Below are 12,120 nucleotides of genomic sequence, written 5' to 3'. Positions count from 1 at the left end.
TGGTGGGACGGCCGACCCAAGACCGCCCCACGCATACTCAGCCCCCGCTACACTCCCCACCGCCAGGCCGTTGACCAGGACAAATACAGAAGTCCAGCTGGAGTACTAGGGACGGCGCGGTCGATGCGCTCGTACACGGACCTGCGGCCCTTCGAGCGGCAGGAGGTGGTCCGGCACCGCGCCATGAGCACGGCCACCGCAGAGCGGCTCGCGGCGAGCACGCACGAGAGCGACCGGCGGGATCTGGCGGCCAACCTCAACGTGCCCCTCGACGTCGTCCGTACGTTGGCCGGTGAGGATGTGCACGGCGTCCGGCCAGCCGGCGGTATCGGTACGCCCCGAGCTGACGGTGTGGGTGCGGGGCCCTCCCTCGTTACCCGGCAGATCAACCCGAACACGGGAGCCGGTCCTCAGATCCCGGACGTGTTGTGTCCATCCCGTGCGGGGAGCGCCCCGAGCCATCGGGCCGGACGGGTGTGGCCGCGCGCCCGGTGGACGACACCCAGCACGCGTTGGACCGGGAGGAAGCCCATCACCCTGGAGTCGGCGCTGACCTCCCGGTTGTCACCCAGCACGAGCAGCGCGCCCGACGGCACCCGGTCCGCCACCGCGCCGGACAGGGCCGGGAACTCGTCGCGTGGCACGGGGTCCCCCGGAAGAGCCGCGACGCGCTTGATCATCCAGGTTCGCTTGCGTACCTCGGCCGGGCCGTCGCGCCAGGAGATGGGGGGCCGTGGCCAACTGCCGTCCGGACGGGGCTGTTCCACGACCACCGCCTGGCTCGGGAGAAGCGGCTGACCGCGCCGTGCCAGCAGGCGATCGCCGTCATGGTAGGTGGGCTCCATGCTCACGCCACGTACGGTGACGCGGATGACGCTGCGCCGCAGCACCGCCCACGCGGCGCCCAGACAGCACACCCCGACGAGCGCCCGGCGGCCGTACCCGGTGGTCACGGTCGCCCCAGCGCGGGTGCGTCCGCAGACGTGGCGGACTGCGGCGGCCGGTAGCCGTCGGCCTGCAGGGCGAAGAGCCGGGCGTACGCGCCGCCGGACGCGACGAGGGATCGGTGATCACCCTGCTCCACGACCCGGCCGTCCCCGAGGACGACGATCAGGTCGGCGTCGCACACGGCGCTGAGCCGGTGCGAGATGAGCAGGCTGGTACGCCCGCTCCGGTGCTGTCTGAGGCAGGAGTGGATCTCGTGCTCGGCCGCCGCGTCGAGCCCCGCGGAGGGCTCGTCGAGGATCACGAACTCGTGACGCTCGGGCAGGAGCGCACGGGCGAGCGCGAGGCGCTGCCACTGCCCGCCCGAGAGCGTCACGCCGTCCTGCGCGGAGGCAGTCTGGGAGGGCATGGCGAAGGTACGGGACAGCAAGGTGTCGTATCCATACGGCAGGGCTGCGAGCGTTTCGTGGACCCCGGCGCGCTGCGCGGCGCCATGGATGCGGTCGAGCAGGTGAAGGGATGCGATGTCCCCCATGCCGATGTTCTCCGCCGCGGTCATGTCGTAGGTCATGTAGTCCTGGAAGACCGCGCTGATGCGGCGCCGCAGGTCGGCCACGTCCATGTCGCGCAGGTCCACTCCGTCCCACAGGATCGCGCCCTTCACCGGGTCGTAGAACCGGCACAGCAGCTTGACCAGCGTCGACTTCCCGGACCCGTTGAGGCCGACCAGGGCGACCGCGGTGCCGTACGGGATGACCATGGTGACGCCGCGGAGCACCCACGGCCCGTGCGGGCAGTAGCGGAACCAGACGTCCTTCAGCTCGATGCCGTGGCGCAGCGCGGGCGGCGTGACCGGGGTGGTCGCGCACGGCAGGTCCGGGCCAGCCGCGGTGACGGCGCGGTAGTGCTCGAAGAGCAGCAGGCCCTGCTGGACCCGGGCCACCTCGGCTGCCATGGAGGCGCAGGTGCTCTGGACTCCGGCGACCGCGGCCACGAAGACCATCACGCCGCCGATGGTCAGTTTCCCGCCGCTCGCGGCCGCCACCGCCCACAGCAGCCCGCCGCCGGACACGGCGGTGGCCAGCAGCCCGAGGCCCGCCTGGGTCTGGACCTCGCGGCGGTCCACGGCCCGCTTCGCGGAGTTGGCCTCTTGCCGCTCCCTCAGCATCCGCCCGCGAAGGAAGGCTCCGATGCGGAACAGCCGGATCTCCTTGGCCGCCGTGCTGCTGGTGAGCAGCTGGCTGTAGAAGAACTCCCTGCGCTCGGCGGACCCGACCTCCCACAATACGCCGGCCCGCCGCCGTGACAAGGCGAGTTCCGCCACCAGCACGGGCAGGGCGGCGATGAGCACCAAGGCGGTCATGACGGGGTTGAGAAGGGTGAGCGAGCCGAGGAATCCGCTGAGCGTCAGCGCCGAGCGGAGGATGCCCAGGAGCGCGTCGACGGTCTGGTTCGGCAGCTCCCTGCCCGCCTGCTGGGCCAGCCGCAGCCTGTCCAGGAAACGCGGATCCTCCAGGCGCGCCAGTCCGGTGATGCGGTCCATGGCGGCGAAGAGGCGGTCCTGCGCGAGTACCCCGACCCGGCGGTCCAGCTCCGACCGCAGGTATCGAGTGATCTGCGGAGTGACGCCGGCCACGAGACCGGTGATACCGAGTCCCGCGGCCGAGGCGAGCACCGCCGGCGTCGGGGCATGCGTCGCCAGGTCGTCCACGAGGAGCTTGGTCAGCCAGGCGCTCGCGACCGGCAGCAGCCCTGCGGCGAGCGTGAGCGTCAGGTACCGGGCGAGCGTGCGTGGGGCTGCTTTCACCGCGAGGGCGCAGGCGTCGGCGACGCGCCGCGTCGTGACGCGTACCGACTCTGTGCGCCGGCGCCCGTGTGCGGCCGCGTCGCGCCGAGTGCCGGCCGGCCCGCTCATGCGGGTGCGGCCCCGGCGAACGGGCGCTCCAGGTCGACCCGGTTGGACCGCACGACCGGCCGGCCCTGGTCGTCGTCGGCGATCATCAGGACCGTGGGGTACGCCTCGGCCTGGAACGCCGTGCTGAGCGGTCCGTCGTGGTTCTCGACCACGACGCGGGCCACCGGCGCCAGCCGGGAGACGAAGTCCTCGGCCTGGTCGGCCTCTCCCACCACCACCGCCAGCACGGAGGCGCGGCCGTGCGGCATGGCCGCGGCGTACTCCACGAACCGGGGCAGCTTGGCCTTGCACGGCTCGCACGTGGGAGAGAAGAAGGCCACCAGCGTCGGATCGGTCAGCAGGTCGCGCCGGACCTGTTCCCCGTCCAGCGTCACGGTCACGAAGTCCGTGACTGGTGAACCGACGGCGATGACGGGGGGCGCACCGCCCGGACCGCCGGCCCGGCCCAGCAGCTCGGTGTGCTCACGCAACCTCCTGATCACCCCCAGCGTGAGGACGAGGTCCAGTAGGCAGACCGCTCCTACGAGCACCACCACCGCTGTGAGCAATGCCACGGCTTGTCTCCTCTCGTTCGTTGACGGGCTGGAAAAGGTCACAGATGTCGTCGAGTACGACCACCAGGCCGCTGGTCACCGCGCCGCCGAACAATGCGAGGGCGCCGCCGGCGATGCGCACCGGCCCTGTGTGCGAGCCGGTGCGCAGGAGTGCCGCCGTCGCCGCCACGGAGAGCACGGCAAGGGCGAGGTTGCGGACCACGTGCCGCCTCTTCAGCGGGCGTGTGGCCGAGCCGAAACACCGGCACGCGGCCGGCACACCTCGCCGCAGGGTGCGGACGATGCCCGTCGCGAACACCGTGAGCAGCAAGGAGGCGAGGAGCAGACCGCTGATCGCGGTGGCTGTCGTCGGAACCACGAGCAGGCCCCACACCGAGAACTCGATGACGACGACCGCGGAGGCCACCAGTGCTGTCGGCAGGCGTGCCAGCGCCGTCATCCGCTGTACTGACGCCCGGAATTCCCCGAACGCCGAAACGCCCGCCACCTTACTGATCGAAGAAACGAAGAAGAGGACGCCGATCAGACATCGGATACCCAACAGGAAATACTGCACCGCGCACCTTTCCTCCCGCCGGGATGCCCCCTTCAGGATCTGGAAGGGGGCATTGTCCTCAGCAGTAGCAGGACACCTTGCCGCAGTTGTATGCGCTGTTGCAGCAGTACGCGTCACAGGATGCGTTGTATCCGCAGATACTGCGGCACTGCCAGCACTGGCCGAAATGCATCCAACTGCACCACTCGGACGATGCCGAGGCGTCTACGGCCGGAACAAGCCTTCCCAGCAGGGCCGTTCCCATGGCCTCCAGCTTGGCGAACACAGTTGTCTCCCTTCTATGGACGAAGCCGCGAGCAAGTCTGCCCGGCTTCGGAATGCAGCGCTTGTAAAAACGCGACACGTATCTGACAAGCCGCTTCCAGAGGCGGCGGAGTATGGCTTGTTAGCACTCCTGCGCGGTGCCGCGCGCAGGCTTAGCATCGCTTCGAAGATCTGCCAGGGAGAAGAACCCGGGGGAGCCAAGTGGGCGAGCCAATCACGGAGGACGCTATTCCGAACGTGCAGCGCGAATTGGTTTGCCGACCTGCTCACCGGCGCCTACGCGGACACGTGCTCGGATACCGGGGATTCCGTTTCGGTAAATTCGGAATACGCCGCCGCCTGATGGTGCCGGACGGGATCGTGAAAATAATGTTCGGGTTCGGTCAACCGGTCAGCATGGTCGATGCGGTCGACCCCCGCCGGCGCTGCGACGCCGCGTCGCTGGTCAACGCGCTGAGAACGACCGCCGTGATCGGCCAGCACAGCGGCCTGCTGCACGGGGTCACCGCCCTGCTCACCCCGCTCGCCGCCTACCGCGTCTTCAGCGTGCCGGCGCCGCAGTGGACGGACGAGCCGGTCGATCCGGTCGCTTTCCTCGGCCGGGAGGGACGCTTCCTCACCGAGAGGCTTGCGGAGTGCTCCGGCTGGGACCAGCGATTCGCCCTGCTGGACGCGGTGTTCGTGGCCAGGTTCTCCACGGGGCGCACCTGCGACCCCGACCTCGTCCACGCCTGGCGGAAACTGCACCGCACGGCGGGCCGCGCACGCGTGGAGGAGCTGGCGGCCGACTGCTGCTGCAGCCGCCGCCATCTGGAGCGGCGGTTTCGCGAATGCGTCGGTCTGTCGCCCAAGGCCATGGCCCAGATCCTCCGCCTGCAGTCGGCACTGCAGTTGCGACAGGGCGGGCTGCGCTGGGCTCAGGTCGCTGCCGAGACCGGATACTACGACCAGGCTCATTTCGATCACGTTTTCAGGTCCATGATCGGCTGCACCCCCAGCCGCTTCCACGCGCACCGAACGACAGCCTTCAGCGGCGATCCGCTGGACTTCCTGCCGGGCCGGGTCACCAGCGTCCTACTGCCCTGAGCCGAGTCGGAGGCCATCCGCTCAACGCGGACTGCGGACCGCGATGCGGGCGCAGGGGGTGGACAGCCCCGCCGCGACCCGGGTAAGGGCGTCCCCGAGAAGACGACCCACCGGTACCGGCGGATCGGTGCGGAGGTGGTGTGCCATGACCGTGTTGATCGCGGCGACGACTGCAGAGCGACGAGGTGTGGGTACAGGTCCTGCCTCAGGTCGGCGCCGGTGCGGTCGGCGACGGCCGCGGCGATCTCGGCCTCGGCGATGGCCCCGGCCTGCAGCATCTGCACCTTGCAGGGCCGGTTCGGAGACCATCATGCGCGCGCCTGCCGTCCACTGGGCCGCGTCAGCAATGGGGGCGCAACGCGAAGCGAAGTGCCGCGACCGGCCCCTCGCCGCTCGACTGGCAGCGCGGTCAAGCGGCCCAGGAGGGCCTCCACGTCGGGCCTCACAACCCGATCCCGAAGACCCTCACCCGACAGCAAGCCCGTGGACCTGCCTGACCTTTCTTCTCGCTTCGGATCTTCAGTCTGCGATCGTGTCAGTGGGGTTTGACCGCAGGGTGATCCTGCCGGGCAGCACCGTCGCGATGAGGGCCAGCGTCGCGGCTGCCGCCACGATCGTCAGATAGATCACGGGGGACATGGCCGGAGCCGCCTCACCTGCCATGCCGATGCTGAAGGACGTGAGCGTGGCCAACGAGATCCCCGTACCGAGCACGATCGCGGTGAGTGCCACGGTCAAGGCCTCCAGGCGAAGCATCCGCAGGACCTGCCGCCGGGTCATGCCGGCCAGGCGCAGGAGGGCGAACTCGCGTGACCGGTCGGCGGTGGACATGGCCAGGGTGTTGACTGAGGCGATGGCGGTGAAGGCCACGATGAGCCCCATGGCCACGTAGTTGACCTCGGCGTTCTCCTCGTGCGTCGTCGCCTGACGGTCCGCCATACCTCCGCTGCCGGTGACCACCGCGCCGGGGAAGCCCCTCACGACACCTGCCAGTTGCTCCCGTACCGTGTCCCGCTTGGCACCACCGCCGACCGCGACGAGCACGGAGTCGCTGAGCGGATTGTCGATGTGAGCGGCCACGAGATCATGTGCCATGGTCAGGTCTCCGAAGCCGAGACCCCGCTTATACACCGCGACGACGCTCACGGTGGCGGGAGTGCCGTCGCCCAACACCAGTTTCATCGTGTCGCCAGGATGAAGGCCCTTGCTGTTGGCGACCACATCACTGACGGCGACCGCGTGGCCGCCGAGTCGGTCCAATGAGCCCTCGGTGACCTTCAGGTCCATGGTCGAGGCAAGGCCGCGGGGGGTTACGCCCTGGACGGAGTACTTGTCCAGGCCGGGCGTGCGGACGGATGTGTGGACGATCTCGGTCACGGCCATCACGCCGGGCAGGCCCCGTATCCGGTCGGCTACGGCGCCGGGCACGCCGGGACCTGTGGAGTCGACCACCCAATCCGCTGTGACACCGTTGCGGACCTGATGCTCGGCCGCGTGGCCCAGGGTGGTCTGGACGAAGATGATGGTGGACGCCATGCCGACCAGGAGGGTGAGCGGTGTGATCACCGCGGCCAGCCGCTTGGCGTTGGCGCGAGCGTTGTGGGCCGCGAGGTACCCGGCGACCCTGGACAGCCGCAGCGGAACACCCAGGACAGCCAGTGCGCCCCTGGCCGTCAGCGGGCCGAGCAGCGCGAGCCCGATCGAGACCACGAGGACCACGAGGTAGGTCACCGGCATCGAGGCCGGTTCCGTGTGCAGTGCGGCCAGGACCACGAACAGGACGACCCCGCCGACCAGTGCGATTCCCCCCGCCACGAGCCGACCCCAGGGCAGGCGGTCGCCCTCGATGGCGGCTTCGGACATCGCCTCGGCCGGACGGATACGGGAGATGCGGCGCGCCGAGATACGCGCCGCCGCCCACGACGCGAACAGTGCCGCGGCCATCGCCGCCAACACCGGGAAGGGGCTGCGGACGAGCCTCAGGGTCTCCGGGATCGTCCCGAAGTCCACGAACTTTCCGTGCAGCCAGGACGTCAGCGGCAGACCGGCCGGCGCGCCGAGCAGACCGGCGGCGAAGCCGACGCACACCGCCTCCCGGCCGATCAGCCGGCGCACCTGCTTGGGGGTTGCCGCCACGGCCCGCAACAGGGCGATCTCCTGGCGGCGTTGCTGGATGGACAGGGCGAACGTGCCGGACACGACCAGGACCGCCACGAGCAGTCCGATGGCGCCGATCGCGCCTCCCATGCTGATCAGCTTGACCCGGGCCTTGGCTGCCCCGAGGAACTCCACCCGGCCGCGGTCACCGCCGGTGGACACCTGCTCGTGCGACGACTCACCGAGGGCCTTCCGCACCGCCCTGGCCAGCTCTCCGGTGCTCACGCCCTCCTTGGGCAGCACGCCGATCACGGCTTCCTGGCCAAGGTGGCCGGCCAGCCGCCGAGCCTCGTCCGAGGAGAAGAAGACCGCGGCCTGTTCCTTCAGATCACCGTCGGGGGTGGTTGCGATCCCCGTCACCGTGTAGGTCGAAGGCGAACCGGTGGCCTGAACGGTCACCTTGTCGCCGGGGGCCAGACCTGCGCGTAAGGCCAGCCCCCGGTCGACGACGATCTCACGGGCGGTCCGCGGAGGCGTCCCCTTGTCGATGCGGAACGGTGTCAGCTGGGCAGACGCCCATGCGTGCCCCGACGACTCCTTGCCGTCCGGGCCGCCGAAGATCCTGCCGTTCGATCCGACCACGTACGCGGGGAAGTCGAGTTCCGGCACGACCTTCCGCACCCCGGGGGCCGTCTCGATCCGCTCCCGGGCGGCCGAGGGCAGCCACACCCTTTCGCCGAGCGGCTTGGCCTTGTCCTTGGTCTTGCCCTTCTTCTTCGTGACGTGGTGAACGTTCTGGTCTGCCGCCACGATGACCGGCGTGCCGGAGTACCGCTCGGTACCGATCTCGCCGCGCAGTCCGGTCTCCAGCAGACCACCGCAGGCGGTCACCAAAGCCGCGGCGCACATCAGCGCCAGGAACGCCCCGATGAACCCCGCCTTGCGGGACTTCAGGGACTGCAGTGCATAACGCAGCATCAGGCCCACGCTCCGAGGTGCGTCATGCGGTCGGCGACGCGGTCGGCAGACGGCGACTGCATCCGGTCGGCGATGCGGCCGTCCGCGAGGAAGAGCACCGTGTCCGCGTAGGACGCCGCGACCGGATCATGGGTGACCATCACCACCGTCTGGCCGGTGGCGTCAACGCACGAACGCAGCAGGGTGAGGATGTCCCTGGCCGTGACCGTGTCCAGCGCGCCGGTCGGCTCGTCACCGAAGATGACATGAGGGCGCGTGATCAACGCACGAGCTATGGCGACCCGCTGCTGCTGGCCGCCGGAGAGCTGGGACGGCCGCGTGTTGGCCTTTCCCGTGAGACCCACCCGGGCCAGCACCTCCTCCAGCCAGCGCCTGTCGACCCGTTCACCGGACAGCCTCAGTGGCAGGATGATGTTGTCCCGGACCGTCAGTGACGGCACGAGGTTGTACGCCTGGAAGACGAATCCGACGTGCTTGCGGCGCAGCTTCGTCAACTGGGTCTCGTTCATGCCGCTGAGCGCGATGCCGCCGATCCAGCATGCGCCGGAGGTGAGGCTGTCCAGGCCCGCCGCGCAGTGCAGAAACGTGCTCTTGCCCGATCCCGACGGGCCCATGACCGCGGTGAAGGTGCCGGGTGGGATGGCGACGGACACCGTGTCGAGCGCCCGGACGTCACGCCCTCTGCGGTCTGCGCTGCCGTAGATCTTGGTCACCGAATCGAGCCGGACGGCCTGGGGCATGCCGCTAAGCAACGTCTTCTCCTGACGGGTTCGGGGCCGGGAAGGCCAGGAATCGGGTGAGCACGGTCCGGGCCCCCGCGGGGGCTCCCTCGGGCCGCTTGTACCGGTTGAGGAGCGCGATGTACTCCTCGAAGAGGTCGTGCAGCTCTGTGAGGGTCACCTGGACGGTTCCGCGTGAGTAGGGGAAGGCGTCCATCCACGCCCCCAGGTCGTCGCCTTGCTGCTGCAGTCGTTCAAACAGCCGCAGGTCCGCGGTGTAGGCGAGCCGGCTCATCTCGTCGACGACGACACGGGTCTGCGGATCCTGCGCGCTGCGCGCCGGCAGCCGCAGGTCGCCCGAGACCGCACGCCACCAGCGCTCGCGACCGTGTCCCTTGCCCTTGTTCCCGGATGCGGCGTCGGCCTGGATCTCCTCGACGAAACCGTGCCGGGCGAGTTCTCGCAGGTGGTAGCTGGTCGCGCCGGTGTTGAGATCGAGGGCACGGGCGAGGGTGGCGGACGTGGCCGGTCCCTGCATAGCCAACTGCTCCAGCATCTGCTGGCGTCTGGGATGTGCGAGAGCCTTCAGCCCGCTGAGGGAGGGGGTGAACGTCATGTCTACAGATTGCTGTGCACAGACCTTTGTGCACGATCCTGCAGGCACCCCGGGCCATGGTGGGGATATCCCCGCCATGACCCCGGGCCACCACCCAGCCCGGCACTGTCACGGCGCGGGTTACCTTTCCGCCGCTGTACTCGGCTGTCGCCGCGATGGTGGTTGCCCGGCGCGGGGGCGGGCTCGTGCCACGCCCACCACCCCGCCGCTTGACCGCGAGGCCAAGCGGCGCCTTGCCGTCATACGCCACGTCGAAGAGGTCAGCGGGAACGTTGCAATGCCCTGCCGGTGCTTCGGGATCAGCCGGCAGGCGTACTCCACCTAATGCTGGATTCCGCTATCGGTGGGTATAGCTGCTGGTAGCGGGGTGGTTGCGGGTGCTCGAGGGCGGCTGCTGGGTCATGGTGTTGAGGGCAGGCCCGAGCCGTGACGAGGGCGAGCAAGCGGTGGTGCACCGCCTGGCTGCCAGGAAGGCGCCGAAGATTCTGGTGGAGCGGTGCCGGATGGTCGAGCTGAGCTGGGACGGCTGGCTGGTCCCGCAGATCGCTGACCAGGTCGGGTGCAGTCAGAAGACGGTGCGCCGCTGGCTACACCGCTTCAACCGCTCGGGACTTGAGGGCCTGGAGGATCTGGGCGGGCAGGGACGCAAGCGAAGGATCACCGAGGCCGAACGCTCCCGGATCATCGCGATGGTCAAGCAGGCCCCGCCCGGCCGACTTGAGGTGCAGCCGTCGAACGAGATGTGGGCCGCGCACTAGGGCCTGTGTGAAGTCGTGATCAACCAGTTGTCTTCAGGAGATCGTTGATCCAGATCATCGAGGCGCGTAGGTGGAGGCCGGCGAGGTAGCTCTCGGGTGTTTTGTCGTGTCGAGTCGCGATGCCCCGCAAGGCCTTCAGCCTGTTGATCAGGCCCTCGACGGTGTTCCGCGCTTTGTAGAGATCGGCGTCGTGGCGTGTGGGGCGCCCGCCCCGGCTGCCTTTCTTCTTCCGGTTGGCAGCCTGGTCCTTCTTCTCCGGGATGACTGCCTTGATGTTGCGTTTGCGCAGGTAGGTGCGGTTGACGCGGGAGGAATAAGCCTTGTCCGCGGCGACCGCGTCGAGCCGGGTCCGGGGTCGGCCGACGGGAAGACGGATGCGCACCTTCTGCAGCACGGTGACGAACTGAGGGCTGTCGGCGGCCTGTCCTGCGGTCAGGACGAGGGACAAGGGACAGCACTTGCGGTCTGCGGCGAGATGGATCTTGCTGGTCAGACCACCGTGGGATCTGCCGAGCAGGGCCTGGTTCAAGCGGAGCTTGCGCCGTCGCCTGATGTGCCGCCGTTCTTCTGACCGGGGTCGTCACTGCCGTGCTGTCCGTTCTGTTCTGGCGGGCCGCCCCTTTTTGCCGGGCCCGCTCCTGCTCGACGGCGGCTTCTTCAAGGGCATCCAGGACCTCCTTGTCGATGCGCATCCCGGCTGCGTCGTGGTGGGCGCGGGCCGTGGTGGAGTCCACGCTGACCAGGGATAAGTCCGTCTGTCCCTGGCGGGCGGCCTCGGCGATCAGGCCTTCGAGCAGTGCGGTGAAGACGCCGGCGTCCCTCCACACCCGGAAGCGGCCGTAGACCGTCGGCCACGGGCCGAACTCGCCGGGCATCTCCCGCCACTGGCTGCTGGTGCGGAACCGCCAGATCACCCCCTCGAACTGATCTCGCAGTCGCTCGGGGTACGGCCCGTACTCGCCTATCGGCAGGAACGGCTCGATCAACTTCCATTGCTCGTCGCTAAGTTGCCTGCGTGTCACGATCGCCTTCCCACCGGATCCACCTTCCCGAGGGGCCCGGATCGGCAGGATTGATCACGACATCACACAGGCCCTAGTCCGGGCCCTCGGAGTGGACCTTGGACACTCTGGCTGCCGCGGCCCGGGGCCTGGGCATCGAGGTCAGCCGCTCCCAGGTGCGCCGGATCCTGTTGGCCGAGGGCGTGCGCTGGCGGCGCACGCGCCCGAGAGATAAGGCGACCATGGTCCCATGGAGGTCAGGGTCCATGTCCGTCTGGGCGACGGCACGACGTTCGCCGTCGGGGGCTATCCGCGAGTCGGAAGCACTGTGCAGGTCACCTCCGATCCCCTGGGAACGGCTGAACCGCAGCTCGGCCCGCGGCCGGCCGCACCCAGGAGACTGGGCCTGAAGGTGACTCTCGCGGTGCTGATCGTCGGCCACATCATGACGGCGAGCATTATCGTCGGGCCGCTCGACCAAGGACCCCGGCAGGTGTGTCGGGGTCCTTGTGCAGTGCTGTGCGCGTACTGGTTGCGGCCCAGCGCGAGGCGGCGGCGCGGAACTGTGAGGGGTGCCTGGTCCGCTGGTCGGTCGGCGTCGGGGGCCGCACCCGGCGTCCTTGTCAGGCTG

Annotated in this window: 9 protein-coding genes and 2 pseudogenes; 3 read left to right on the top strand and 8 right to left on the bottom strand. The window is 69.3% G+C overall.

The features are described 5' to 3' along the window. Nucleotides 1-410: 410 nt before the first annotated feature. From ACWC2T_RS44810 to ACWC2T_RS44795, 4 genes are read right to left on the bottom strand one after another with little or no spacing between them, the layout of a single operon-like run. Nucleotides 411-953 (bottom strand): S26 family signal peptidase, encoded by a 543-nt coding sequence (locus tag ACWC2T_RS44810; protein WP_450676047.1) that lies wholly within the window; start codon nucleotides 951-953, stop codon nucleotides 411-413. Next, nucleotides 950-2,860: an ABC transporter ATP-binding protein gene (locus ACWC2T_RS44805; protein ID WP_450676046.1), complete on the bottom strand. Its 1,911-nt coding sequence runs from the start codon at nucleotides 2,858-2,860 to the stop codon at nucleotides 950-952. Before ACWC2T_RS44805 ends, ACWC2T_RS44810 begins: the two co-directional genes overlap by 4 nt. Then, complete coding sequence (locus ACWC2T_RS44800) at nucleotides 2,857-3,330, bottom strand: TlpA disulfide reductase family protein (protein ID WP_388767474.1); 474 nt, start codon at nucleotides 3,328-3,330, stop codon at nucleotides 2,857-2,859. The genes ACWC2T_RS44805 and ACWC2T_RS44800 overlap by 4 nt, the downstream gene beginning before the upstream one ends. Continuing rightward, complete coding sequence (locus tag ACWC2T_RS44795; RefSeq protein WP_450676045.1) at nucleotides 3,323-3,970, bottom strand: MauE/DoxX family redox-associated membrane protein; 648 nt, start codon at nucleotides 3,968-3,970, stop codon at nucleotides 3,323-3,325. Before ACWC2T_RS44795 ends, ACWC2T_RS44800 begins: the two co-directional genes overlap by 8 nt. Before the next feature lie 660 nt (nucleotides 3,971-4,630). Here ACWC2T_RS44795 and ACWC2T_RS44790 point away from each other — a divergent pair. Further along, a complete protein-coding gene (locus tag ACWC2T_RS44790; protein ID WP_450676044.1) occupies nucleotides 4,631-5,320 on the top strand; it encodes a helix-turn-helix domain-containing protein in 690 nt (229 codons plus the stop codon). 519 nt (nucleotides 5,321-5,839) lie between these two features. Here ACWC2T_RS44790 and ACWC2T_RS44785 read toward each other — a convergent pair. From ACWC2T_RS44785 to ACWC2T_RS44775, 3 genes are read right to left on the bottom strand one after another with little or no spacing between them, the layout of a single operon-like run. Beyond that, nucleotides 5,840-8,395 carry an ABC transporter permease gene (locus tag ACWC2T_RS44785; protein ID WP_450676043.1) on the bottom strand — a complete coding sequence of 852 codons (2,556 nt, stop codon included), beginning with the start codon at nucleotides 8,393-8,395 and terminating at the stop codon, nucleotides 5,840-5,842. Then, the gene (locus ACWC2T_RS44780) at nucleotides 8,395-9,135 is read right to left on the bottom strand and encodes an ABC transporter ATP-binding protein (RefSeq protein ID WP_450676042.1); all 741 of its coding nucleotides are present in this window, start codon (nucleotides 9,133-9,135) and stop codon (nucleotides 8,395-8,397) included. The genes ACWC2T_RS44785 and ACWC2T_RS44780 overlap by 1 nt, the downstream gene beginning before the upstream one ends. Nucleotides 9,136-9,139: 4 nt before the next feature. Next, the gene (locus ACWC2T_RS44775; protein WP_450676041.1) at nucleotides 9,140-9,730 is read right to left on the bottom strand and encodes an ArsR/SmtB family transcription factor; all 591 of its coding nucleotides are present in this window, start codon (nucleotides 9,728-9,730) and stop codon (nucleotides 9,140-9,142) included. Between the two features lie 199 nt (nucleotides 9,731-9,929). On the opposite strand from ACWC2T_RS44775, the pseudogene ACWC2T_RS44770 reads away from it, so the two are divergent. Beyond that, a pseudogene (locus tag ACWC2T_RS44770) lies at nucleotides 9,930-10,046 on the top strand (IS481 family transposase); the annotation flags it as partial. 85 nt (nucleotides 10,047-10,131) lie between these two features. Further along, entirely contained in the window at nucleotides 10,132-10,488 is a 357-nt protein-coding gene (locus tag ACWC2T_RS44765) for a helix-turn-helix domain-containing protein (RefSeq protein WP_450676040.1), read from the top strand. Nucleotides 10,489-10,507: 19 nt separating this feature from the next. Here ACWC2T_RS44765 and ACWC2T_RS44760 read toward each other — a convergent pair. After that, a pseudogene (locus ACWC2T_RS44760) lies at nucleotides 10,508-11,510 on the bottom strand (IS5 family transposase). Nucleotides 11,511-12,120: the final 610 nt, after the last annotated feature.

This window comes from Streptomyces sp. NPDC001393 (assembly GCF_053597455.1).
The sequence above is the reverse complement of the archived record's forward strand: the minus strand, read 5'-3'. Positions and strand labels throughout refer to the sequence as shown.

Coding starts and splice junctions, on each gene's coding strand:
- ACWC2T_RS44805 (WP_450676046.1), bottom strand. CDS start 2,860: ATGAGCGGGCCGGCCGGCACTCGGCGCGACGCGGCCGCACACGGGCGC.
- ACWC2T_RS44790 (WP_450676044.1), top strand. CDS start 4,631: ATGGTCGATGCGGTCGACCCCCGCCGGCGCTGCGACGCCGCGTCGCTG.
- ACWC2T_RS44785 (WP_450676043.1), bottom strand. CDS start 8,395: ATGCTGCGTTATGCACTGCAGTCCCTGAAGTCCCGCAAGGCGGGGTTC.
- ACWC2T_RS44780 (WP_450676042.1), bottom strand. CDS start 9,135: ATGCCCCAGGCCGTCCGGCTCGATTCGGTGACCAAGATCTACGGCAGC.
- ACWC2T_RS44775 (WP_450676041.1), bottom strand. CDS start 9,730: ATGACGTTCACCCCCTCCCTCAGCGGGCTGAAGGCTCTCGCACATCCC.
- ACWC2T_RS44765 (WP_450676040.1), top strand. CDS start 10,132: ATGGTGTTGAGGGCAGGCCCGAGCCGTGACGAGGGCGAGCAAGCGGTG.